This window comes from Aeromonas dhakensis, from assembly GCF_000820305.1.
Lineage (GTDB): Bacteria > Pseudomonadota > Gammaproteobacteria > Enterobacterales > Aeromonadaceae > Aeromonas > Aeromonas dhakensis.
On the sequence record NZ_CDBH01000039.1, the window covers coordinates 68,247 to 92,662 of the forward strand.

The 24,416-nt window shown below is 54.6% G+C and carries 16 protein-coding genes; 8 read left to right on the forward strand and 8 right to left on the reverse strand.

Features of this window, described 5'->3' with window-relative positions; translation table 11 throughout:
- Positions 1 to 166: 166 nt before the first annotated feature.
- Positions 167 to 1,366 carry a mannose-6-phosphate isomerase, class I gene (manA, locus tag BN1143_RS09855; protein ID WP_042050410.1) on the reverse strand — a complete coding sequence of 400 codons (1,200 nt, stop codon included), beginning with the start codon at positions 1,364 to 1,366 and terminating at the stop codon, positions 167 to 169.
- 129 nt (positions 1,367 to 1,495) lie between these two features.
- On the opposite strand from manA, the gene BN1143_RS09860 reads away from it, so the two are divergent.
- On the forward strand, positions 1,496 to 2,371 hold the full coding sequence (locus tag BN1143_RS09860; RefSeq protein WP_005298937.1) for a helix-turn-helix transcriptional regulator: 876 nt from the start codon (positions 1,496 to 1,498) through the stop codon (positions 2,369 to 2,371).
- Between the two features lie 202 nt (positions 2,372 to 2,573).
- A complete protein-coding gene (gene icd, locus BN1143_RS09865) occupies positions 2,574 to 3,827 on the forward strand; it encodes an NADP-dependent isocitrate dehydrogenase (protein ID WP_042050411.1) in 1,254 nt (417 codons plus the stop codon).
- A gap of 77 nt (positions 3,828 to 3,904) precedes the next feature.
- Here the strand turns inward: icd and BN1143_RS09870 are convergent, their stop codons facing one another.
- From BN1143_RS09870 to BN1143_RS09875, 3 genes are all read right to left on the reverse strand, one after another.
- Positions 3,905 to 5,365 (reverse strand): SulP family inorganic anion transporter, encoded by a 1,461-nt coding sequence (locus BN1143_RS09870; protein WP_042050412.1) that lies wholly within the window; start codon positions 5,363 to 5,365, stop codon positions 3,905 to 3,907.
- Positions 5,366 to 5,670: 305 nt separating this feature from the next.
- Positions 5,671 to 5,847 (reverse strand): hypothetical protein, encoded by a 177-nt coding sequence (locus BN1143_RS21920; RefSeq protein ID WP_005298942.1) that lies wholly within the window; start codon positions 5,845 to 5,847, stop codon positions 5,671 to 5,673.
- 333 nt (positions 5,848 to 6,180) lie between these two features.
- On the reverse strand, positions 6,181 to 7,512 hold the full coding sequence (locus BN1143_RS09875; protein WP_042050458.1) for a D-serine ammonia-lyase: 1,332 nt from the start codon (positions 7,510 to 7,512) through the stop codon (positions 6,181 to 6,183).
- Between the two features lie 357 nt (positions 7,513 to 7,869).
- On the opposite strand from BN1143_RS09875, the gene dsdC reads away from it, so the two are divergent.
- The 6 genes from dsdC (at position 7,870) to BN1143_RS21925 (ending at position 19,269) form a co-directional block, all read left to right on the forward strand.
- Entirely contained in the window at positions 7,870 to 8,838 is a 969-nt protein-coding gene (gene dsdC, locus BN1143_RS09880) for a DNA-binding transcriptional regulator DsdC (protein ID WP_042050413.1), read from the forward strand.
- Positions 8,839 to 9,117: 279 nt separating this feature from the next.
- Positions 9,118 to 10,737 carry a DNA phosphorothioation-dependent restriction protein DptF gene (gene dptF / locus BN1143_RS09885; RefSeq protein ID WP_026141823.1) on the forward strand — a complete coding sequence of 540 codons (1,620 nt, stop codon included), beginning with the start codon at positions 9,118 to 9,120 and terminating at the stop codon, positions 10,735 to 10,737.
- A 2-nt stretch (positions 10,738 to 10,739) separates the two neighbouring features.
- A complete protein-coding gene (gene dptG / locus BN1143_RS09890) occupies positions 10,740 to 12,068 on the forward strand; it encodes a DNA phosphorothioation-dependent restriction protein DptG (RefSeq protein WP_017786504.1) in 1,329 nt (442 codons plus the stop codon).
- The gene (dptH, locus tag BN1143_RS09895; RefSeq protein ID WP_042050414.1) at positions 12,049 to 17,151 is read left to right on the forward strand and encodes a DNA phosphorothioation-dependent restriction protein DptH; all 5,103 of its coding nucleotides are present in this window, start codon (positions 12,049 to 12,051) and stop codon (positions 17,149 to 17,151) included. The genes dptG and dptH overlap by 20 nt, the downstream gene beginning before the upstream one ends.
- Before the next feature lie 25 nt (positions 17,152 to 17,176).
- Positions 17,177 to 18,100 carry a hypothetical protein gene (locus BN1143_RS22380; RefSeq protein WP_156141297.1) on the forward strand — a complete coding sequence of 308 codons (924 nt, stop codon included), beginning with the start codon at positions 17,177 to 17,179 and terminating at the stop codon, positions 18,098 to 18,100.
- Positions 18,100 to 19,269: a DGQHR domain-containing protein gene (locus BN1143_RS21925; protein ID WP_082038500.1), complete on the forward strand. Its 1,170-nt coding sequence runs from the start codon at positions 18,100 to 18,102 to the stop codon at positions 19,267 to 19,269. Before BN1143_RS22380 ends, BN1143_RS21925 begins: the two co-directional genes overlap by 1 nt.
- Before the next feature lie 44 nt (positions 19,270 to 19,313).
- On the opposite strand, the gene dndE is transcribed toward BN1143_RS21925, so the two are convergent.
- From dndE to dndB, 4 genes are read right to left on the reverse strand one after another with little or no spacing between them, the layout of a single operon-like run.
- A complete protein-coding gene (gene dndE, locus BN1143_RS09900) occupies positions 19,314 to 19,661 on the reverse strand; it encodes a DNA sulfur modification protein DndE (protein ID WP_042050415.1) in 348 nt (115 codons plus the stop codon).
- Complete coding sequence (gene dndD, locus BN1143_RS09905) at positions 19,661 to 21,670, reverse strand: DNA sulfur modification protein DndD (RefSeq protein ID WP_042050416.1); 2,010 nt, start codon at positions 21,668 to 21,670, stop codon at positions 19,661 to 19,663. Before dndD ends, dndE begins: the two co-directional genes overlap by 1 nt.
- Positions 21,660 to 23,294 carry a DNA phosphorothioation system sulfurtransferase DndC gene (gene dndC, locus BN1143_RS09910; RefSeq protein WP_042050417.1) on the reverse strand — a complete coding sequence of 545 codons (1,635 nt, stop codon included), beginning with the start codon at positions 23,292 to 23,294 and terminating at the stop codon, positions 21,660 to 21,662. Before dndC ends, dndD begins: the two co-directional genes overlap by 11 nt.
- On the reverse strand, positions 23,291 to 24,376 hold the full coding sequence (dndB, locus tag BN1143_RS09915; RefSeq protein WP_042050418.1) for a DNA sulfur modification protein DndB: 1,086 nt from the start codon (positions 24,374 to 24,376) through the stop codon (positions 23,291 to 23,293). The genes dndC and dndB overlap by 4 nt, the downstream gene beginning before the upstream one ends.
- Between the last annotated feature and the right edge of the window lie 40 nt (positions 24,377 to 24,416).

Consider the following 24,416-nt stretch of genomic DNA (forward strand, 5'->3'; position numbering starts at 1 on the left):
ACGGGCATGATAGCCAACCCGGCAGAGGGCGACAGCAGGATCTGATGATTTTATGCCGCACATCAAGAAATTAGTCGGCAAAGGCGGAAGTGGACAGTGGCGGTCACTGCCAACAACAAGGGCCATCCTGGATGGCCCTTGTTGTCATGGCTCGATTTGAACCGGCTTAGCAGCGGTTGCCGGCGCGGGCGACCCGGCCCTCGGCCAGCAGCTGGTAGCGGCCGGTGGCGGCCGGGATGAAGGCGGACTGACCCTTCTCGAGACGCAGGGTGTCGTCACCGCGCTTGAGGATCACGGCCTCGTCGATGGCAAACAGGATCTCGGCGCTAGTGGTAGTGAGCTGATGCTCGCCCGCCGGGTAGACGCTGAAGGTGAAGTCCGGCACCGGCACCTCGAAGTGCTGCACCGCCCCGTCCAGGCGGGGGGCAAGCAGGATCTGGTCGTCCGGCTTGGCCTGGCAGCGGGTGCAGGCCAACAGCTCGGCCACGTCTATGTACTTGGGGGTGAGTCCGGCGCGCAGCACGTTGTCGGAGTTGGCCATGATCTCAAGGCCAGTGCCGCGCACATAGGCGTGCGGGGTGCAGGCGTCCAGATACATCGCCTGACCGGGCTGCAGGGTCACTACGTTGAGCAAGAGCGGCGAGAAGAGCCCCACGTCCCCCGGGTACTGGGCGGCCAGGCTGGTGATCAGCGCAAAGGTCTCTTCATCCTGATGCTTGGCGGCAAAGGCCAGCAGGTCCGCCAGTGCCTCATCCTTGCGCGCCCCTTCCAGCACCAGCAGCTGGTGGAAGAAGTGCTGCAGGCCCGCTTCATTCTGGCTGGCGGCGAGGGCGGCAACCAGCTCGGCAAGGGCAGGCAGCTTGACCCGCTCGAACAGCGCCAGGATGGCCGGGATGGCGCGAAAACCGTTCATCGCCTGATAGGGGGTGAGGGCAAACACCAGCTCGGGCTTGTGGTTGGGATCCTTGTAGTTGCGATTGGCGGCCTTGGGCGAGATGCCGGCGGCCTCTTCTTTGGCAAAGCCTGCTTCGGCCTGCGCCTTGCTCGGGTGCACCTGAATGGAGAGAGCCTTCTCGGCGCACAGCACCTTGAACAGGAACGGCAGGCTGCCAAAACGGGTCTGGGTGGCTTCACCCAGTACGGCGGCGGGGGCGCTCTCTATCAGGGTCGAGAGCTTTTGCGTCTGCCCGGCCAGCACTACCTCGGAGCAGCCGTTGGGGTGGGCACCCATCCACAGCTCGGCCTGGGGTTTGCCCGCCGGATTGGGGATGCCGAACAGGGTGGTGAGGGCGTCATGGCTGCCCCAGTCGTAGCCTTGAATCGGATTTTGCATTGACAAAAAAGAGGGCAGATCGCGACTGCTCATAAGGGATGCCTCATTTGGTGTGCAGAAAATCGGGTGCAGAAAAGGGTGGCATTGCTGCCGTGGACCGGACTATAACATGGGCGGTCGCGGGCACCGCAACCGCTTGCCTCTCTCTTGATCAGGATCAGCATGTCTCTTGTCTTCAGCCAGTTGCTCGATGGCGCCCTCCACGAGCAGGCCCCCTTCGACCAGATCTGGTTTGCCCAGGATCAGGGGGTGCCGCCCGGTTTCAGCTATCAGGTCAACTTTCCCCGCCTCGAGCTGGTGTTCAGCGGCGAGTACCGCAACCAGATCTGGGACAGGGAGCAGGGCTGCCAGGAGATCTGCATCGCCCCGGGGCAGGCGCTCTACATCCCCCCCAACGGCTGGAACAAGCCGCTCTGGACCACCGACTGCTCGGTGCTGAGCCTGCTGTTCGGCAAGCGTCAGCTGGGCTTCAGTCTGGTGAGCAAGCGGCGGGAAGACCCCGATTTCTTTGACGTGCAAAAGCACAGCATCATGGCCCGGGCCGGCCATGTGAACGAACACATACTGGCGGCGCTCAACGTGCTGACCGAGGATCCCGCGCGCTCCCCCACCGACAATCATCTGCTGCAGGCGCTGCTCACCAGCGTGCGCCAGCTGCTGGCCGAGTCCACCTTCGAGCGGCCGCGGGGGGCCGAGCTGTTTCACGGGATCTGCATCTATATCCAGGAGAACTTTCACCGCCCCATCAGCCGGGATTCAATCGCCCATCGCTTCAACGTCTCGGCCAGCCACTTGTCGCACCTGTTTCGCGAGCAGGGGCACATGCGCCTGGCCGATTACATCAGCTGGGTGCGCATCGATCGGGCCAAGTTCATGCTCAAGAAATACCGCTTTCGCCTCGAAGAGGTGGCCAGCCGCTGTGGTTACAGCGATGTGAACTATTTTTGCCGGGTGTTCAAGCAAAAGACCGGCTTGACCCCCTCCCAGTACCGGGCGCTCAGCCAGCCGCAGGGGCAGGCCGAGGGGCTGGCGGGATAAGCAGGGATGCCGCCGGAGCCTGCCCAGCTCAGGCGCCGGCGGGGCTGCTTCGGATCCGCAGCAGGCTGAATGGACGCATTGTGATCCAGTGCGCGACTATGGTCTGACATGCGTGCTCGCCATTTGATTCTGCCAATGGATGGGCTTAAGATGGCCGCGCGCAACTTACAGATTGATAACAAACGGAAGTTAGGAGATGCCGATGGAAAGCAAAGTAGTTATCCCGACCCAGGGCCAGAAAATCACAGTCGATGCCAACGGCAAGCTGCAGGTTCCCAACCATCCGATCATTCCGTTTATCGAAGGGGATGGCATCGGCGTGGACGTGACCCCGGCCATGTTGAATGTGGTGAATGCCGCGGTCGAGAAAGCCTACAAAGGCGAGCGCAAGATCGCCTGGATGGAGATCTACACCGGCGAGAAATCGACTCATGTCTATGGCGAAGGTGCCTGGCTGCCGGCCGAAACCCTGGATTTCATTCGTGAATACTGCGTGGCCATCAAGGGCCCGCTGACCACCCCGGTCGGTGGCGGTATTCGCTCCCTCAACGTGGCCCTGCGTCAGGAGCTGGATCTCTACATCTGCCTGCGCCCGGTTCGTTACTACGAGGGCACCCCGAGCCCGGTCAAGCGCCCGGATCTGACCGACATGGTGATCTTCCGCGAGAACGCCGAAGACATCTACGCCGGCATCGAGTGGAAGGCCGACAGCGACGAAGCCAAGAAGGTGATCGCCTTCCTGCAAAACGAGATGGGCGTGAAGAAGATCCGCTTCCCCGAGACCTGCGGCATCGGCATCAAGCCCATGTCCAAGGCCGGTACCGAGCGTCTGGTGCGTGCCGCCATCGAGTATGCCATCGACAACGATCGCGACTCCGTGACCCTGGTGCACAAGGGCAACATCATGAAGTTCACCGAAGGTGCCTTCAAGGATTGGGGCTACGCCCTGGCCCAGAAAGAGTACGATGCCCAGCTCATCGACGGCGGCCCCTGGTGCTCCTTCAAGAACCCGAAAACCGGCAAGACCATAGTCGTCAAGGACGTCATCGCCGACGCCTTCCTGCAACAGATCCTGCTGCGTCCGGCCGAGTATGACGTCATCGCCTGCATGAACTTGAACGGTGATTACATCTCCGACGCGCTGGCGGCCCAGGTGGGCGGCATCGGCATCGCGCCGGGTGCCAACATCGGCGACGGCGTGGCCCTGTTCGAAGCAACCCACGGCACTGCGCCGAAGTACGCCGGTCAGGACAAGGTCAACCCGGGCTCCCTCATCCTCTCCGCCGAGATGATGCTGCGCCACATTGGCTGGACCGAGGCAGCTGACCTCATCATCAAGGGGATGGAAGCGGCGATCCGCAACAAGACCGTCACCTATGACTTCGAGCGTCTGATGGAAGGGGCCACCCTGCGCTCCTGCTCCCAGTTCGCCCAGGACATGGTCGACCAGATGTAAGTCTGTGAAGATGCAAAAGGCCAGCCCCAGGGGGCTGGCCTTTTTTATGGGCGTGTGGCGCCTGAAGCGGCGTTCGGTCAGGTCGCCGGGGCGAAGCGGCCGAGCAGGGCGGCGCTGGCGTCGCTCACCCCCGTCAGCTGCACCTCGGTGCCGGCTGCCTCGAAGCGGCGGCGCACCGTGGTCAGGGCCTCGGCGGCGCTGAGATCCCAGAAGTGGGCGTCGCTTAAGTCGATCACCACCCGCTCGAGGGATTCGCCGGTATCAAAGCCGGCGCAGAACTGCTCTGTGCTGGCGAAGAAGACCTGGCCGTGCACCCGGTAGGTGCGGGTGGCGCCGTGGCGCTCGCTGTCGCTGTGCACCAGCAGGGTACGCGCCACCTTGTGGGCAAAGAAGAGGCAGGCCAGCAGCACGCCGGTCAGCACCCCGAGGGCCAGATTGTGGGTCACTACCACCACGGCCACCGTGCTCAGCATTACCAGGTTGGTGGCCAGCGGCGTCTTGTGCATGCGCAGCACTGAGCCCCAGGAGAAGGTGCCGATGGATACCATGATCATCACCGCCACCAGGGCCGCCATGGGGATCTGGCGGATCCACTCGTCCAGGAACACCACCATGACGATGAGCAGGGCCCCCGCCACCAGGGTGGAGAGGCGGCCGCGGCCACCGGATTTCACGTTGATGACCGACTGGCCAATCATGGCGCAGCCTGCCATGCCGCCCATCAGGCCGGCGGCGATGTTGGCCAGCCCCTGGCCCTTGCACTCGCGGTGGCGATCGCTGCGGGTGCCGGTCATCTCGTCGACGATGGCGGCGGTCATCAGGGATTCGAGCAGCCCCACCACGGCCAGGGCGGCGGAGTAGGGGAAGATGATGGCCAGGGTCTCGAGATTGAGGGGCACCTCGGGCCACATGAAGACCGGCAGGGTGTCCGGCAGGGCGCCCATGTCGCCGACCGTGCGCACCTCGAGGCCGAGGCCGAGGCCGACGCTCACCGCGGTAAGCAGCACGATGCACAGCAGCGGCGAGGGGAGCAAAGTGCCGATGCGCGGCAGGCGCGGGAACAGGTAGATGATGCCAAGCCCGGCTGCGGTCATGGCGTAGACCTGCCAGCTGACGTTGGTCAGCTCCGGCAACTGGGCCATGAAGATGAGGATGGCCAGAGCGTTGACAAAGCCGGTCACCACCGAGCGCGAGACGAAGCGCATCAGGGCGCCGAGGCGCAGGTAGCCGGCCAGGATCTGCAGCAGGCCGGTGAGCAGGGTGGCGGCCATCAAGTATTGCAGGCCGTGCTCGCGCACCAGGGTCACCATCAGCAGGGCCATGGCGCCGGTGGCGGCGGAGATCATGGCCGGGCGGCCGCCGGTGAAGGCGATGATGACGGCGATGCAGAAGGAGGCGTAGAGCCCCACCTTGGGATCGACGCCGGCGATGATGGAGAAGGCGATGGCCTCCGGGATCAGGGCCAGGGCCACGACCGTGCCCGACAGCAGATCCCCCCTGACGTTGCCAAACCACTCTTGTCTGATGCGCTCACGCATGGATTGTTCTCGCTCGTTGCTGGCGCTCTGGGCGCGCGTTGTCGTTATGGGCGCGGTGGCCGCGCGGCGCGCGACTCTAACAAAGGGGAGGGGCAGGGGCAAGGCGCGAACGTGCCGATGTGACGCCAAATTGCACATGGCTGGCGGCCCTGCCCGGTAACCTGTTGAAAGGATGCGGGCAACGATATGAAGCAGGCAGGCAGATCTGCGCTGTCATGGTGAGAGAGCAAAGGAGGCGAGGGGAAGAAGGGGCTGGATAAAAGAGAGCCTTGCAGTTTGGGGCTGCAAGGCAAGGATTCGGATGATTAGGTGGTTCGTTCCAGATGGTGCTGGTAGATCTGCTGCCATTTGTCCTGCTCGGCCTCGTCCCCCTGGGTTTGCCAGAACTCGCAGATGGAGCTGGCGAGTTCGGATGCCATGGCGTGGTCCCCATCACGGCGACTCATCAGATATTGTCCCAGCCAGCTTTGATATTGTTTCATTGCCCGATCTCCTTATCTCGTGTGTCTTGCTGACCGCCGCCAGGCTTTGTGCCGGACGGGGCCATCAGGCCACGGTTTTTCTGCATGCCCTTGATGGTTGTGATCAACGGATTGGGTCGCGATCTCGCCCGAACAGGGCGCCAACGTGGGTGCAGATGTCAAAAAACGGTCACTATCGTATCACAAAATAACCAGCTTGGGGGGATTGTCAGCAATTCAGGGTGTCCAGCTGTCTGGCCGTCTACATTCGATACACGTAAGCATGCATCCCATCTTGCTGATCTCACACGAGAAAAACCCGCCAGTCTGGCGGGTTTTATGGCTGAAAAAAGATCAGAGCTGGGCGCTGGCCAGGTACTTTTCCATCTCCTCGGCGGGCACCATGCCGCCGCCGGTGGCCCACACCAGGTGGGTAGCGCTGGCCATCTTGGCGACATCCAGCCCCTGACCGGCCTGCCACTCAAGGTTGGCCGCGACACGCCACGGGCCTGCCATGCCGGCTAGGGCAGAAGGCTCGAGCCTGATCTGCTCTTCGCGGGCCAAGAGTCCCAGCAGGTCGTACATCTCCTGATCGCTCAGGGTGTAGAGACTTGCCAGCAGTCGCTCCATGGCGCGACCGACGAAGCCGGAGGCGCGTCCCACCGCGAGGCCGTCGGCAGCGGTGAGGTTGTCGATGCCAAGGTCCTGCACCGCAATGGCATCGTGCAAGCCGGTGTGCACCCCGAGCAGCATGCAGGGGGAGTGGGTCGGTTCGGCAAACAGGCAGTGAACGTTGTCCCCAAACGCAAGCTTGAGGCCAAAGGCCACCCCGCCGGGGCCGCCACCGACACCGCAAGGCAGGTAGACAAACAGCGGATGGTCGGCGTCCACCACAATCCCCATTTCATCAAACTGCTTTTTCACCCGCTCACCGGCTACCGCGTAGCCGAGGAATAGGGTGCGGGAGTTCTCGTCATCGATGAAGAAACAGTTGGGGTCGCGTTCGGCCTCCTTGCGTCCCTGCTCCACCGCCACCCCGTAATCCTCGGCGTATTCCACCACGATGGCGCCATGTTCGCGCAACTTGCGCTTCTTCCACTCCCGCGCATCGGCGGACATATGGACGGTGACGCGAAAGCCGAGGCGGGCGCTCATGATGCCGATGGACATGCCAAGGTTGCCAGTGGAGCCGACCGCGATGCTGTACTGGCTGAAGAAGTGGCGGAACTCGTCCGTGAACAGCTTGCGATAGTCGTCCTCTTCGCAGAGCAGACCGGCCTTGATGGCCAACTGCTCGGCGTGGGTCAGCACCTCGTAGATGCCGCCACGCGCCTTGATGGAACCCGAGATGGGCAGATGGCTGTCTTTTTTGAGCAGCAGCCGGCCGCTCACCTCGACCCCGTAACGGGCATTCAGCGCGCGCTGCATGGCCGGGATGGCGGCGATCTCGGATTCGAGAATGCCCTTGCTGGCGCGGGTCTCGGGGAAGGCTTCACACAGGTAGGGGGCGAAGCGGGCCAGGCGGGCGGAGGCATCCGCCACATCGCGGCCATCCAGCCCCACGTGGGGCAGACCTTCCTCCAGGGTGGTGGCCTTGGGGTTGAACCAGCTGACCGGTTCCAGCGCGATCAGAGCGTGCAGCAGCGGAAACTGCTGGGTGAGTTGTGATACGTCGATGTTTTTCATGGTGTTCTCGGCTTCGTCATTGAATTCGGGCATGCAGGTGCCAGCAGGGTTGCACCCACCGTGGCAAACCTGGCACAGAGCCATGGGGTCCATGATGGCTGTCGGCCGGGGGCGCCGAGCCCTGTTGAGGCGCTCATGGCGCACCCCGGCATGGGAATAAGGCTGGCGTTATTCAATGCCAACGAGGTGGCCGTGACAAATGATGAAATGAGCGTCTTGGATGAGCTGGATTGATGCAAGGGTGCTGCATTCATCACATTGTTGACCTGATGGTGATATTGGGTGGTGTGAGCTGATGCAAGGGGACGCTTTTTCGGTATCATCGGCGCATGTGTTGAAGGGGGCAATGGGGGCGTCATGTATAAGCAGGATCACCAGGTGGCGAGAAGCCGTATCGCGGGCAACAAGCTGCTCAACGGCTATCAGCTGGCGAGGCTGCACACCTTCGAGGCGGCAGCCAGACACGGCTCCTTTGCGCTGGCGGCCGACGAGCTGGCGCTCAGCCCGAGTGCGGTGAGCCACCGGATAAGCGCCCTGGAGGAGGATCTTGGCTTCAAGCTGTTCCAGCGCTTTCACCGCAAGGTGGCGCTGACGGCAGACGGGCAGCGGGTGTTCTGGGCGCTCAAGTCATCGCTGGAGTTCATCAACCAGGAGATCCTGGAGATCCGTCATCAGGAGCTGTCGGGCCCCCTGACCGTCTTCTCACGACCCTCCATCGCCCAGTGCTGGCTGGTGCCACGGCTGGCGGATTTCGCCCGTCTGCATCCCCAAATCGAGCTCAACGTCATGACCGGCAACGAGAACATCAACCTGCATGGTTACGGCATCGATCTCGCCCTCTGCTTCGACGACAAGACGCCTGCGCGGCTCGCCATCCACCCGTTGATGGACGAGTACATGGTGCCGGTGTGCAGCCCCGAGTATGCCGAACAGCACGGGCTGCTAGGCAACCCGGCCAACCTGGCACACTGCCGCCTGCTGCACGATCGGCAAGCCTGGAGCCAGGATTCCAACGATGATGAGTGGTCCAGCTGGGCCGAGCAGTCCGGCGTGTCGCTTTCGGCATGCAGGGGCAGCATGGGGTTTGATCGCTCCGATCTCGCCATCATCGCCGCCATGAACCACGCCGGGGTGGCCATGGGACGCCAGAACCTGGTGAGCCAGCGGCTGGCACGGCGCGAGCTGGTGGCCCCCTTCCCGGAGATGGCGGTGCGCTGCGCCCAGCGCTACTACATCGCCACCCTGCCCAATTGCCAGAACCCCAAGGCGCAAGCCTTTATCGACTGGGCCTGCCAGCAGGCGGGGGAGAGGGTGCCGGTTTTGTAGAAAAAGAAGGCAGCAGGAAATACAAACAAGACGGACCGTCATCTTCTTCAGAGTGCTTTCAAAACATCGAAGCTGGAAGTTCAGAGGCTACTGTAGACCAAACCTGTTCTGTAGCTGGTGTTTGATTAAAAGTGCGCATATGGTGAGCACGTTTTGGTAATTAGTTGAGGTTTGATATGACGGGCATCAAGGAGTCATACAAAGACATGTCTTTCTAGTAGTCTCTCAATGATTCAATCGGTTACTATCTTGCTGATATGGAAATGGCAGGGTTATATCGTGAGTTCAATCCCCCTTCGCAAGGCCCTCGGGGTCTTGGCTAAATCTTCTTCTTTCTCGGTCAAGACGACAACACAACGTCAGAGAGATCTGTTTGATGATCTCAAGGATTATCTCTACGTTACGCCCGAAATCGAACATGACTTTGAGAAGTGCCTCCGTTCATTGCAGCCTGGTGAGTGCGTTTTTTTATGCGGCAGTAGTGGTGATGGCAAATCTGAAATATTGTCACGTAGCTATGACCAATATAAAAACAGATGCACTTTCCATCTGGATGCAACCCATAGCTTTTCGCCTCATCAATCAGCAATCGATGCGCTAAACGAACTCTTTGATCGCGCCGGAGATGGGGCTAAACCCCTAGTTGTTGGTATCAACATCGGTATGCTGGCCAACTTTGCCAAAGAAGGGGCTGAGCGGCACAGTGCACTGCGTGGCGTGATTGAGCGCTTCTTGGATAGCGGCGAGAGAACGCAAGGGACATATCACTTTCTGGATTTCGAGTCCTATCCAAAATTTCGTTTTAATGATGACGCAGGCAGCTATTCAAGCTTTATGCGTCAACTGCTCAAGCGGTTAACCCAGCCAACCGATGACAATCTGTTTCATGCTATTGCGCTTGCAGATGAGCAACGTCAACGTGACATGCGCCTCATCGCCAATTTCAGGCTGCTGGCCAATGAGCACGTGCAAGAGATTATCATTACCACTCTGTTCAAAACCCGTTTGATCAAGGATCAATTCATTACGACTCGTGCCTTGCTGGATCTGCTCCATCAGCTTCTGGCCGGGGAGCATTACCTCTTTGACAACCTGTTTCTGGCTAAAGACAGCGAGCTAAGCCTGCGTCTTGCTGACTTTGATCCTGCCCTGATTCATACCCAAGCGGTAGACCAGTTTGTGCTGCGTTATGAGCTGAATCTACCGGATGAGGCTCTGGATGCCTTTATGGACGAGCTGGCAAAACTGGGGATCGTGTTCAACGAACCTCGTGATAAAGCGGGTCAAGCCGCATCTCTTCTACGCCTCTTTTATCTGCTTAAGGACTGTGAGTTTGGCAATAACTACCATCACCAATTCAAAGTCGATTTTGAAGAGCAGGTACTTGAACACTATGCCACCGTCTGGCTGCAGCATAGCCAGTACCTTGGGGAGGGTGGAAGCCAGCTGGCCTTGCGCAATTTCTATGTGAAGGCGCTGATCCCGGCCATTTTTGTCTATGCCAACCGCAATGCCCCTGAGTTGTCAAAGCGTGAGCTTTCTCTTGGTCAATTTGGCCAGTGTCATGTCGCGGCACCTGTCGAGCTGAAAGCTGATTACAGCGCAATTCAGCGCCAGCATGTCGAGAAACACGATCATTTCAGCGCCTATCTGAAGGTTGATGAGCAGCCCTTGGCACCGATGGCAATCAACCTCAATCTGTTTGAGCTGATCTGCAAGCTCAACAATGGCTATCGGCCAAACAAGTACGACAAGAATGCCATTGTGTTGCTCGATGAGATGGTTGAGCAAATCCGCGCTGTCGCCAAAAAGAGCCCTGTTCTTCACTATTACGAAGGTGATCAGCATTACCGTCTTGGCTTGGATGACGGCATGATCACTGTAGAAGGAACCAGATAGTCATGTCTCTGTATCCAATTCCTGTCGGATTAGCTCCGGTTGATAAAAACAAGCTCACCAACTACTGGCCCATTCGCAACAAAGGCAATGAGTTTGACTGGGATACCGTGACGGGTGTCGTGCTGGGGCTTTCCTTACGCAAGCAGGTGACTGCCTATGAGTTCGAGCAGTTTAAGGAAGAGTGCAAAGTCCGGTTTGTAGGCAAGCTAGATGATCCTGATTTTTGGCAGGTGCTTGAGCGAGCCTATTTTTCAAATGACTCACTCTTTCACATTTCACCTCTGTTCCTGTTGTTTAAGGCCAAAGGGAAGAAGAGTGGACAAGCCGATCTCAGCGCACCAGATACGCGATTGTGCAAATTGTTTGCAGGCCTGTTGGGGGATTTCTTTCTTGCAGATGCGCTCGATGACAAGCTCAACTTTGTCGAGCAAGAACTGTTGTCAGTTTTGCAAGGCAGGCTGCAAAGCGGCAGCCTGGTAAAAAATGAGGATGAGCAACCTTATCTGCCGTTTTTGAATGCCGTATTTCGTGAAGATATTCGCTTTTTGGCTGCACATCCCCAATATCTGCTGCAAGCCTTGCCTGGCACACTCAAGCTGTATGCCTTTGCTTACTGTGCTCAGCTGGCGCTGAATGTGACCGACTGGCAACATGAGCCCCAAAGCAAGCCTCTCTACTTTATTCTCGATTCGGAAAAGGCCAGCTCTGAACGTACATCGGTAAAGCGTTCTGGCTACAAGCTGCTGGCAGCTGCCAGCGAGCGGGTTTTCCCGCTGCTTTCCGCCCTTGACGTGCTCCAGTTGCCAGGGGATGCCAAGAAAAGACCGCTCTGGCAGGTTTATCGCGATGCCACGGAATATGCTGACCAGACTCAGTTGCTGGAAGATTTGAACAGCTATCTGCAGGCCTTTAGAGAAATCCGTAAATTGCAGTCTGTACGACCTCTCACAAACAGCGTGGCAGAAGCTTTTGAGCAACTCAAAGAGTTGGCTCTGGAGCAATTCCGTGATGCCAATACCTCCCGTGGCGGCGTGAACAAAAAATATGTCAAAGAGCTGGAAGAGAAGCTGCTGAGTGATTTTATTCAGGCCCGAGGGGCCGCTGGCCGCACCCTGGTACTGAATCAGGATCAGCTGTTGCTGTTGACCAATCTCACCATCGGCAAGGCCGACAAGCTGCGCCTGCACGATCTGCGCAAAGGCTTCGAGCAGCGCGGTTTTTATCTTGATAACCAGTCATTGCAGCAACTGGTCAGCTTCTATGAGCGCATGGGCAATGTAGAACGAATGAGTGATAGTGGAGACGCCGTATATGTCCGCAAGACCCTTTGAGCATTTTCTGGCCGAGCGTTTTATCGAGTGGGTCAGTGCTGACATTGAGCCGGGCTCTCGTTACCAGTTCAAATCCCCCAGCGCTGAAAACGGCCTGGTGCTCTATCAGTCACTGGTGACCTTTGCTGCCACAAATACGCTGGCTACGGCCGATGGCATTGACCTGCCATATATAGAGTGCAATGGCGTGCGGGTTTTACCTGTGTTGCATGGTGAGGCTCCGGGATTTACCGAAAACTACATTTCCCGTTTACGTGATCTGGTCGCAGGGCGCAGTGCAGAATTTGAAAAAGCAGCCCTGCTCATTATCCACAACAGCATGCTGGATACCCTGATCAACAGTGCGCTTGATTTGGGGGCGCCCGGTGCGGTCTGGCATCCGGATAGTCTCTCGCAGCAGCTTGGCGCACTGATTGATGTTGGCAGCAGTAACAAGGAGCTGTCAGCCTGCCTGCTTGAAGAGCAACTGGCCCTCATCACTGAAGAGGGGGCGACCGTATTTGGTTTTGCTCCTCTGTTCAGTGCACTGGATCAAGATGGTGTTCTGGAGTTTGATGAGCTCCAGCTATTCAATGATCCGGTCATTTTGAGCTGGAGCGGCAAGAAGGCCCAGATCAGCAAGCGGCTCCAAGCCAACCGCAAGCTGCGGCGCGAGATTGAAGATGCGGTTGAGCATTATGATCTCGATCAGCTCGAGAGCGTCCTGAAAGAGTTCAGCGCCAAGTTTATCCGCCAGCATTTCCAGGATGAGAGCTGGCGTGATCTGGAATTCGAGGCCTACCTCAAAGAGATTGAAGCCAACAAAGCGCAAAAGTTGCTATTGGAAGAGGTGGCCGTTGACAGCGGTTCACTGCAACAAAGAGCCAAGAGCCAGAGCAAGGCGGGACAACGCGATCTGAGCCTGCTGATCCAGCTCCCGCCGGGAGAGAAAACCCTCAACCTCTCTTTCACCTTCATCGGCAATGATCTGGACGAGAGCCAGTTCAAACTGATGCACAATGGGCCGCTAAAAAATGCGGTCACTTACTCTGTCAGCCGTGTCGGAGGTAAACGCTGCTGGGCGACGGTGGCCTTGCCCGTCACGGGAGAACCCACCTTTTTTAGCCTTGAGCTCAAACGCGATAACCGCTCCGAAGAGTACAAGTTCCGCTGTCTAGTCGTGGAGCAGGGAGATTTCTATTTCGATGAGCTGTTGCACTGCTTCCGAGTGGATGCGGGCAAGAAGTGGCTGACCCTGCTGCTGGAAGAGAACAAGTTCAAGGTCAACCCAGAGCAAGACGCCATCATGCATCTTGCTGACGACGAGGCCGAAGTGGACTGCAGCGCCTGTGGTTGGGTGAACTTTGAGGCACTGGCCGAGCAGAGCGAACAGATCCAGTTTGAGCTGGTCAATGGCGAGCGTCGCTTGCCCATCAATATTGAAGGCCCGGCCGCCGATGAGAGTATTTGTGTTCCGCTGCTGTTTGACCGGGACCGTTTCGCCAAGCTGCTCAGAGATGACCGTAATGCCGAGTATCTGCGGGCCAAAGGCAAGATCATTTTCGATAACAGCGAAAGTGGGGTAGCCGGGATCCGCCAGCAGCTGCTGAATCTCGAAGCTCGGATGGTTGATGAGCGGGTCTTGTATATCGGTTTGAGTGCCGATCCAATGCCACTTGAGGCGATCAGCTCAGCCTTCTCTGACTTGCATAGCGCTTATGCTGCCCTGTTTGACTATCTGCAACACCATAAAACATTGCCGAGCCTGGTTGCCTGGGGCGACAGCTATTGCGCCCTGGTTCAGCGGGTGCTGGATGCCTACGAAGCGGCGTTAAGCGAGATACCGACCAATGCGGTGTTGGCGCTCGAGCACAAACAGCTGATGCGCATTGGCCTGTGCCGCCAGGATGAGTGGCAACGCCTTAGCCCGCTGCACCCCTTGGTACTTGCCTATCACCTGCAACTGGTGGTCGAGATAAAAGCCGATCGCGATGAAGATGGCGTCAGCTCTTTTGCCGAATTGCCAGAGGTGACTCGCGAGCGCCTGGTTGCATCTGGCTTGCTGCCTTTCGTCTACGACAATGACTCTGGTTACGCCCATCTGCTGCCGGTGAGGGAGAACAGCTTCTGGCTCGACGTTGTGCCACAAAAGCAGGAGAGCTACAGCTACATCAAGCGTCTGGTGCGCGACAAACTGGCCGAGTTTACTCAGGCCTATTCCCGACTGTTCAGTGCCGGGGCCAAGAGCACCCTGATCGTCAATGCCATCAATCAGGCGAGTGCGGCAGAGCTTTTCCTCGGTTTGATCGAACACTTCAAGCTTCACAAAGAGCAAGCGATCGCCATCCATGTGAACTTCTACGATGAGCGGCTGCAATTCAACGATTTCGACCGCTTTGCCGAAACGGCCGCTTATGACGAGCTGAAAACCTGGCTTGGCTTGAACACCACTGCGCTGCGTGCTGAGGCCGATATGCTGATCGATCTGATCCGCAGCCGTCTGACCTACAGCAAGTTCACCCTGCCCAACGAGCGCGAGCAGTTTGCCTATGCCCATCTGGCGTTCTTCCGCAACCAGGAGCCGGTAGAGTGCCATCCCATCAATACCGATGAGGCACTGAGTGGTGTGCTGTGTGATGGTTTGATCGCCGGGGAAGCAGCCGAAACGAAAGGGGCGGCCTATTTCACAGCCTTTGGTCTGCGTGGCGTGCCCTATCAAGGGGTACAGTCGCTGCGGGTGGCCCGCATGCTGGGCAACCTGTGGCAGCCGGCCAGCCAGAGCAATGCCCAGTATCTGGCAACCAGCCTGGGGCTGGCGGTCAGTGCCGATTTCAAAGCACTGCTGACCCGCTCTTATGACAGCGCACTGTGGACCACCATCATCGATCCCAAGGTGACCCTCGATTTCTTCACCAGTCAGCAGGATGTGGTGCTGATCCACTACTCGGATCAATACACCAGCACGGCCGGTTATGACGCCATCACGGTAACCAAGCAGGTAGACCTCTTTAAACGCTTGTTGCAAAAAGAGGGTCACGGACAAGGGGAGACGCTGCTCTCCGAATTCAATGCCTTCAACGGCGAGTGGCTGCTCAAGATGCTCACGGCCAACGACAAGGAGCGTAAAGAGAAGAACGGCATCATCGGTGCTTACAAGTTTGTCTCAGCCCTGTTGCGGCAATCTGATATCTGCTGGGTCCCCCTCTCCGTGGCCGAGATGATCCGCGTCTCCGGCAATGTGGGCCTCAAGATGAGCGACAGCGAGTTCTCCCGTCAGGTGCATGGGTATCGCAAAGGGGCCATTTCAGATGACGTGCTCTTTGTCGGCTTCAAGGGCAAGCAACTCTATCTGTTGCCTCTGGAGGTCAAGACCGGTGTCAGACCCGACTTTGCCTATGCCGGGCAACAGGCGCTGGAGCTTAAACGTTACCTGATGGAAGAAGTACTTGGCCCCAACACTCTGGCCGCACGGCTCTACCGTGGTCTCTTTATTCGCCAGGTTCTGATGCAGGTCGACAAGCTTTGCCTCTATGAAGTGATGCAGCCGGCGCAGCTTGCGCCGCTGTTGATCGAGCGGGAGTGGTGGCTCAAAGGGGAATATACCCTGGCCAGCGTGCCCGACTATCCCGAAGGCTTTGTGGTCGCCCATATCGAAAACGACAGCTTCTTTGTGCCTCACTACCAGATGACCGAGCGGGGCGTATTGCAGGTTGAACTGCCCTACGCCTTGCTGGGTAGCCTTATTCAGGCCAGCAGCGCCCCTGCGCTTGATGAGCTGGTGACCCTGTGCCATGTAGACAAACAATATCTGCTGGGGCCCAGAGAAGAGGCGGCTGAGCCTGAATCTGGCTCTCAACCGCAGCCAAAAGAAGGGGGCAATCAGGCGGTGGATATGGCGCCATTGGCACCAGCCACTGATACCCAAAACACCGACCCGGTTACCCCAGTACCGGTGGAAACGGGACTGACCGGCGAGCTGACAGAACCCATGCGTATCCTGTTTGGCCACGAGGCGCTGCGGCAAACGCCGCTATATTGGGAGCCGACCAATACCGCCCGTTTTATGAATACCAATACCGGCATCATTGGCACCATGGGCACCGGCAAAACCCAGTTTACCAAGTCGCTGATCACCCAGCTGATGCGCCAGCAAGACAACAACGTCGAGGGGGCACGTATCGGTCTGCTGATCTTCGATTACAAATCTGACTATGTGGATGATGCCTTTAGTGAAGCCAACCAGAGCAAGCGGCTGAAGTTGTATCGCCTGTCGTACAATCCGCTCTCGCTCTATGGCGATATGCCGATGCTGCCGGTGCATACCGCGACCGGGTTTGCCGAGACCCTGGCCAAAGCCTTTGGCCTCGGGCCCAAGCAGCAGCTACGGCTGCGCAAGTTAATCCTCGATGCCTATGATCTGGCTGGGATCAGCAGGTCTGACGCCAGCACCTGGTCAAGGCCCGCGCCCACTTTGGCTCAGGTGTGGGATCTCTATCTTGAACAGGAGAAGGTAGAAGAAGACTCTCTCTATGCGGCGCTCGACTCGCTGGTCACCTACGAGATCTTTGAAACCATGCCAGATAAGGTGAGCTCCCTGTATGAGCTGCTCGATGGTGTGACGGTGATCGAGCTGGCGGGCTACTCACCCCAGATCCAGAACCTGGTGGTAGCCCTGACGCTGGATCTCTTCTATTCGCAGATGCAAAAGCGCGGCAAACCGCAAGTCAACGGCGATTATCGCCAGATCACCAAGATGATCCTGGTCGACGAGGCCGACAACTTTATGTCGCAGGACTTCCCCAGCCTGCGCAAGATCCTGAAAGAGGGGCGCGAGTATGGGGTAGGGGTGATCCTCTCAACCCAGGACTTGAGCCACTTTAAAACCGGGGAAAACAACTACGGCTCTTATATTTTGACCTGGGTGGTGCATCGCGTTGCCGAGATCAAGAATGCCGATATCAAGGCCATCTTTAATAAAGATGATAAGACCGAGCAAGAACAATTAATGGAAAATATCCGCAAATTGGATAAGCACTTTAGTCTCTATATTGATGGAGATAAAAAGGTATCTATGATGCGGGATAGAGCGTTTTGGGAGCTTTAATGGATAGTGTGAATAGGTGTTATCAATGACAATAGTTGAAGCAATAGTAAAAGCGCTGGCTAATATTGGGCGGCCTGCAAACTATGAAGATATTTATCGAGAGATCGTTAGGTGTCAGTATTATGTATTCAAGGCAGTGGAGCCGCGTTCTATAGTTAGAGTTCAGCTGAGAAAGCATTGTGTCAATGTGGTTATCCCAAGTGCTGCAAATACAAAAAAATACTTTAAAAGTGAAGGTGGGAAAGGCAAGGATGAGTTGTTTTCTTTAGTTGAAGCGCCTGTGTCATCAGTTGATTTAGGTGGTTTGAAAGGTAGTTTAGCGAAGGTGCCAGCTAGTAATCAAACAGGCCTCACTCAGAGGGTTGGTGATTTTATAATTTCGCTTTTTTCATTAATGAAAAAAACAAAATTTAGTTTTGAAACACATAAAGTCACAGCAACTGAATGCTTCTGGATGCTAGTTGGCTCATTTTTACCAATATTACTTGATTCATTTTTACGAGTTATAGCACTAAAAAATGGTCTGTTCGAGGCTATAGGAGAAAATGTTAAGGGTGGTGAGGTCTTTTTGCTAACTTCAGCACTTATAACACCATTTTATTTTTTCCTAATTAAATATGTATCTTTGAGTGCAGAGGATAAAAAGGAAAGTAAACTTCCATATTTTGGTTGGGTGTTGTTTTTTTCAATAATTGCATTTGTTTCTGGTTTGTTCGCTTTCATTTATTACCGCATTGGTAGAATAATTGTGAGTAATTCTGATAGTGAATTTATCAAGGGCTTGTTTCAGTTCGAGTTTGGATACTGGGCTTGGGGAATATATATTGTGTCGTTTTTCATATGGTATTATTCATCCTATATGAATAATAGACCATCAGACCGATATAAAAGTATACGTAGTAAACAATTTGATGAATTAAGTGATAAGTTTACGCAAGGAGTTGAGTAATGAAAGAAATAAAAATTAAAGCACTGGAAATTACTCAGCCGATAGGGAGTTTCTATTGTGGAGTTATTGATGCTGCTCTTCTAAAGGAAATTACATATAGCGACATTAGACGCTTAGAAAAAGAAGATGGTCGAGAATTGGATAGTTATATTGGAATTCAAAGGCCATTATCTGAAAGTCGTATGAAGCAGATTAATAAATACATATCCAATATTGATGCTACCTTTCCTAACTCAATAATTGTATCAATTAATGAGCGAGACGTTAGATGGGATGCCAAAACTAATATTTTCACAATATCATATGACGACGACAATAAAAATGACATAGCTAAAATTCTGGATGGGCAACATAGAATTTCTGGATTTACTAATGACAATAGTTACTTTATAACTGATGATGGAGATAAACAATCTTTCGAGTTGTTAGTAACTATATTTGTTAACTCAGACTTATCAACGCAAGCAAATATTTTTGCTACTGTCAATTTGGCTCAAACAAAAGTTAATCGTTCTCTTGTTTACGACCTTGAGTCTCTAGCTATTGCTAGAAGTCCAGAAAAAACTTGCCATGATATAGCTGTGCTTATGAATCGTCAAGAAGGGCCTTTCTTTCGAAGAATAAAGCGTTTGGGGGTTGCAACACCGAATGTTAAAAATGAACTGTTAACCCAAGCTTTATTTGTAAGTAATATGATAAAGTTAATATCACCTGACGTGGTCTCTGATAGAAATTATTACCTCTCTCAAGTTAAGGGCGGAGTTAATAAAAACCATTACAAATTATCAGGCACTACCTTTGATGATAAAATGAAATATCCATTTAGAGAAAGTTTCCTAGGTGATAATGATACAGTTATTGCGCACAATATTTTTAATTTTTTCTCAGCTGTTAATGAACTTTGGCCGAATGCGTGGAAAAAAGAAAATAAGAAGTCAGTGTTAAACAAATCGATCGGGTTTATTGCCTTATGTCGGGTTATGAGATTACTCATGAGAAAAGTGTTTGAGGTTGAAGGGATTAATGGTGCTCGTGTAATAAATACTGACGAGTTTTATGAGATGCTTGATGGCGGTATTTTAGACGAGAGTATATTTGATGGCATGGAGCCGGTCTCAAAATCTGCTGGAGTTATATATAAACTTATTGTTAATAATCTAGCTGTTTGATTATATAGTTTTTCAGAGGTCCTGATTACAGGACCTCTTTGTTTTTAAAATGCCATAGATAAATCACTTAGGCTCTTATGGTTGCGTAGTGCAGCTATCCCATCCTCTACATGGAATGCCCAAGCTTTTACTCTCTCTTTTTGATCCAACTCAGGGTATGTCAGTTCGAGCAATAACTCGGTGATCTGAGCGGTGTCTCCCAGCCAGGTGATCTTATCCAGCACCAGAGACCCATCGAGTTTTCGTTGGTCACCCTGGTAGCGAAACCCTGACTCTATCGAGCGGAAAAAAGCAATACGAGCGGCCACATTGGGCGTCACCCCAGTCATGCTTTTTAGCCGCTTTAACTGCTCTTCGGTTTGCTGTGTTACTTGCATGCGGTTAGGTAGCATCAACATGCCTCCTTTTGTTTCCAGAAGTAGCCATCTTTCAGATATGAGCACTTCATTAGGCTATCAAACTCGATCTGGTAGGCGTGGGATATATCACCGCTCAACTGTTCTGCAAAGTAGCGTTGATCCACCTCGGTATCGGTTGAGAGGAGGACTACTTGGTGGCTCGCTTGTGGGAAGTAGTGTTCGATCAGATTATCCCTGTGGTGCGAGTCGAGCCTGCCGAGGGGGGTATCGATAATAACGGGCAGCTGTCGCCCAGAGGTCTTTGCCAAGGCTTCCAGAATCGCGATGGCGTAGATCTGTTTCTCACCGGCAGAGAGCAGCTTGCGATTGATGCTGACGCCTTGTTCATCGATCAGTTCGACATCAAAAGTGGCCGGATTGATCCTGGCTTGGATCTGTAAATCTTCCTTACGGGCGAGCTTATGGTAGGCAATAGAAAATGCTGCCTCCAATCGCTTTACCCTGGCCATCGTCAAGACATCGGTATATTCATCGAGCAGCTTAATGGTTTCATGGGCATGATGGACCGCGCTGTTATCATTAAATTGACTGCGCTCTTTATCGTGGAGTTTTTGAATGTCCCGCGCTGCGCTCAGTTGCTTATTAAGAGCCTGCTTGGCCTCTGTGAGTAGCTGCTGGTAGCGATGGATTTCTTGTTGTCGCTTGCTGTCGAGGACTCTCAACGCCTTGAATATGTCGAACAATTGCTCATCTTCAGGTGCTCTGGCTATATTTGTTGCTGCCTGTTCCAAGGCTTGTTCGACCTCTTGCAGTCGATCTCTAGCGACACAGAAGCGCGCCTTAGCGTATTGGCTCTCTTGGTTGATAAGCTGCTCGATAACACCAAACTCTCTCTCTGAGATATCGAGACGAACCGTTCCTTGTGGTTTATTGGCCAGATAACGAGATAACTGGCTTTCAATTGCTTCTGCGGCAATCTTACCTGCCTGTACCGATTGGAAGGCGACTTCCCCTTGCAAGGTTTCCAGGAAGCGGGTGAGCTCGGTAGTGAAGTGGTGAGTCTGCTTCACGCTGGTTTCTGTTTCAAGCTGAGCAAGTAATTGGGTCAGGGTATTGGGGGCCAATGATAGAGGCAGATAGGCCTCCATCTCATGGCGGATCTGCTTTTCTAGCTGCTCTTTCTCTTTGAGTAGTGACTCGACGCGCTGCTCCTCTTGGGCTTTGGTGAGGGCAAATGCCCCACCTTCTGCGGCAAGTTGCGCCTCAATCTTTTTGATGTCGATAGTCAGTAACTCAATGCGGGTCTTGTGTACATCCGCTTCAAAGCGAAGGCGCTCAGCGGTTGCACCATGTTGGGCGCACTCGGCCTCCAAAGTTGCTAGGCGCTTTTGCTGCTGTGAGCCCAGGCTCTTTGCATCCACCCGCTTAAGATAGATCCCTAGGTCACTGCGCAGCTTGCTGACGAGATCCAGTCCCAGTAAACGGCGAACGGCGGTTTTTAATACCTTGCCTGATTCATCTTCTGCCAACTCGGCAATCTTTTCACCATCGAAGAAGAAGAGATCGGCAATACCGTGAGGGATAAGTTCATTGAGAAAACCTTGGCACTGCTCGTAATTGAGTTCGTCTTTTGCTTCGCCATCTTGTATTAGCATCAGACGATCTTTTTTCCCCCGTTTCCAACTGCGGATAACGGTGAACTCAGATTCAATACCTGCTTTGTTATAGGTGAAGCAGAGCTCGATACTTGCCTCATTTGGGCGCTGAGTATTGCTGACCCCGTTATGGACTAAGGCCGCAAGGTGATCGATATAGTCCTGCCGACTATAGAGTCCATCAAAAGCAAGCCGGCCGTAAAGAGCCAGTCGAATGGCCGTTAGAATAGACGTTTTTCCGGCCCCATTGAGCCCACCAAAGAGTACAATTGGGCGATCTGTGAGTTTGCTACCATCTACAAGTAAGCGTGGGCGAGGGGTCAGGTCTATTCGATGACTGCCACGAAAAACACGGAAGTCATGCAATGTGAGGCTCTTAATGATCATCAGTGACTACCTCGCTCAGCAGATGGCTTATTTCATAGGCATCGTTTAGTTGTGACTGTACTATTTTAAGTTCAGCTTCAATCGTATCAATGGTCTCTTGGTGTTGATCGCGCTGATTTCTTTTTTGCAGTGCGGCTTGTTTTTGCTGGATCCCTTCCAGGGAACCCCAGTCTTGTTTCAAGATACTGCCAATTTTATCGAAGACTCCTTGACGTTTACTCAGTCCCTCCAGTGATATTTCGAGCTCTATTAGCTTCATGACCATCTCGGGCTCAACTTCATAATGAGCCGCGAGTTTATCCAATAGCTCGGCATCACTGGCATCGAAGCGAGACTGATCATCGACGACCCAATTGAGATCTTTGGTATAGACATCACGATAGATCTTGGGGAGCGCATCCTCCCAATCTGGCTCGTTGGGATCTATTAGCCATTGTTGGCGAATAGCATGTAGCTCAGGCTCAGTAATCAGGGTGATGCTATGACCTTGTTCATTGAGCTCTTTCTCCATGCAAAGCAGTTCTCGCAGCCACTGCTGGCGATATTTGAGCCAATAAGGACCAGGGACATGCTTACGATCGCTGGCAATGTCCTCGCCCTCTTTGGCGTACTGATAGCTCACCTTACCGGTACGACGCTTGTAGTTTCGATAGATATCCTTCTGGGCTGGGTCGGTGGTTAGCGCCAACTGATTTCGGAACTTTAGTAAGGGCAGCATCCAGTCCTCACCATTTTGGATAAGGCTTTCCATGGCTCGGTCTTTGGTGACGACAGTACAGGTCCAGCAACCAAAGCGTGAATTACCACAAGAGGGGGTGCTGTCATCAATGACCAATGGACACTCACCCTGACCCGAGGAGTCCATATAAAGAGTCCAGAGCGGGCGGTTATTGCCGCCCCAGGGATTTTCCCACTCTTCTATATCATCCGGCGCGTATTTGAAGGCGCCGCGTAGCAGTTTCCAGACATCCTCAACATCCCAGGTGTCGATAGGGGTGTAGATGAAGGCATTAGCCAGCGTGGTATGGCGGGCAAGTCGGGTTCCATCAATCTTGTGCTTGGCAATGACCTGGGCACGGGAAGCACTCTCGCTGCTGCGAGAGCCAAGCACAACGATCACCTCTTCAAACTGGCTGACCTTGTCTTTGATAAAGTCACTGACCGGGTTGATCTTCATCCGCTCGGTACACCAGCGGAAGCTGCGAGTCGGGGCAGGGTAGCCTTTGCCGAGCAGGTTTACCCAAAACGTCTCATGGGTTTTGGGTACGACAGGGTGAGAGGTAATGGGTAACGCATCGCGTTTGGCCCCCTTTTCGATTTGATCCATGGTTCGAATGATCAAATCGACGACAACAGGGGTCTCGACCAGGGTGTCTGATGAGACTACAAAAACATCTTTGTGGCGCAGTTCAGGCGGTAACCCCAGCAGTGCCAGATAGACCAGCGTCAGCACAGCAGAAGAGTCTTTACCTCCGCTATACCCAATGACCCAGGGTCGCTTGTCTGCGCAATAGATGCGTTGTACTTCAGCAACGTATTCTGCCAGTGGACGGCCGGCAAAGGGCTCGGTATTGATGAAATCTTCGTAATCGGCCAGATCATGGGCCTGAATCAAGGGGTTCATTGAGAGACAACCTGAGCTTCAAGTACCTTCTCCTCGGGGGTGAGGGGGAGGCTAAGTGATGTTTTAAGGGCGTTGCAGGTAAGACGGAGCGCTGTGGTGGATTTGCTTAGCTTGCCATGCGACATGGTTCTGCGAATCCATTCCGGATTGGTTTTGCGCCAATCAATGGCCTTGAGCTTACCAAGGTCTGTTTGCCAGGTATCAGGATGCTCGCTTATCAAAAAACGGCCAAGCATACCGAGAGCTTGCAGGCCGACCCCGTGAGCATGGACATACTCCTGCCGGAGTTGGGCTGGCGATACTTCTTTGCGACTGGCCATCTGCCAATCCGGCATCTGGTCGTAGACCGCTTTCCAATAGAGAGCCGCCAGTTTGGCCTCTTCATCCGTGCAGCCCTCTTTAGGTCCCTTGCCCAGTAGGGCTCGGGTTGCCTGTTTGATGCTACTTAATGTGAAGAGCTTGCTGGAGAGCTGGGAGATGCTCGACTTTTCCATCTCAGTAAGCCCGACGAAGGGCTCCATGCTGGTAGCCAGATGGCGAGCAAGCTCAGAGCCTTGATCTCTATGGTCATAGAGCGTTGACAGTGACGGACTGGGTTTGACCGCGTACTTGTTGAGATCAGCAAACATTTGCTGGCTTCGGGTTAGCCCTTCATCGACAAAGAACAAAACAGGGATGTTGTCCTGGCCCAGTTCGGGGCGCTCTACCAACGCCTCTTCGATAGCTTTGCGGCGGTGCTGACCATCGTTGATCAGGATCTGTGCATCCATGGGCACCCGTAAAGTGCCCAGATTGTTGGAGCCGGGATGTTCAGCAAACTCGACGTCAACAGCTATTGACGCAGTCAAGGCAGAGAAGACGTAATCCTTGGGATTCTCCAAGAGGTATCGCACCATTTCCGGGATCCGGGATTTGTTCAATGTGCGTTGCGCCCGCAATTCAGGGGGGACTTCGCTCTCATCAAAGTTGAAAATTTTGGGGATGATGCGCATCGGGCAGGTCGCGATATAGAAGGGGCGACCGGCTTGTATCCCACGCACTGCGGGGAATGAGTAGCAGTAGTCAGCGTCGAAGTGGTTCATGATGATGCTCCTGGCTAGTCCTGTTTCAAGTCTAGGGTTA

Coding starts and splice junctions, on each gene's coding strand:
- manA (WP_042050410.1), bottom strand. CDS start 1,366: ATGAGCAGTCGCGATCTGCCCTCTTTTTTGTCAATGCAAAATCCGATT.
- BN1143_RS09860 (WP_005298937.1), top strand. CDS start 1,496: ATGTCTCTTGTCTTCAGCCAGTTGCTCGATGGCGCCCTCCACGAGCAG.
- icd (WP_042050411.1), top strand. CDS start 2,574: ATGGAAAGCAAAGTAGTTATCCCGACCCAGGGCCAGAAAATCACAGTC.
- BN1143_RS09870 (WP_042050412.1), bottom strand. CDS start 5,365: ATGCGTGAGCGCATCAGACAAGAGTGGTTTGGCAACGTCAGGGGGGAT.
- BN1143_RS21920 (WP_005298942.1), bottom strand. CDS start 5,847: ATGAAACAATATCAAAGCTGGCTGGGACAATATCTGATGAGTCGCCGT.
- BN1143_RS09875 (WP_042050458.1), bottom strand. CDS start 7,512: ATGAAAAACATCGACGTATCACAACTCACCCAGCAGTTTCCGCTGCTG.
- dsdC (WP_042050413.1), top strand. CDS start 7,870: ATGTATAAGCAGGATCACCAGGTGGCGAGAAGCCGTATCGCGGGCAAC.
- dptG (WP_017786504.1), top strand. CDS start 10,740: ATGTCTCTGTATCCAATTCCTGTCGGATTAGCTCCGGTTGATAAAAAC.
- dptH (WP_042050414.1), top strand. CDS start 12,049: ATGTCCGCAAGACCCTTTGAGCATTTTCTGGCCGAGCGTTTTATCGAG.
- BN1143_RS22380 (WP_156141297.1), top strand. CDS start 17,177: ATGACAATAGTTGAAGCAATAGTAAAAGCGCTGGCTAATATTGGGCGG.
- BN1143_RS21925 (WP_082038500.1), top strand. CDS start 18,100: ATGAAAGAAATAAAAATTAAAGCACTGGAAATTACTCAGCCGATAGGG.
- dndE (WP_042050415.1), bottom strand. CDS start 19,661: ATGCTACCTAACCGCATGCAAGTAACACAGCAAACCGAAGAGCAGTTA.
- dndD (WP_042050416.1), bottom strand. CDS start 21,670: ATGATCATTAAGAGCCTCACATTGCATGACTTCCGTGTTTTTCGTGGC.
- dndC (WP_042050417.1), bottom strand. CDS start 23,294: ATGAACCCCTTGATTCAGGCCCATGATCTGGCCGATTACGAAGATTTC.
- dndB (WP_042050418.1), bottom strand. CDS start 24,376: ATGAACCACTTCGACGCTGACTACTGCTACTCATTCCCCGCAGTGCGT.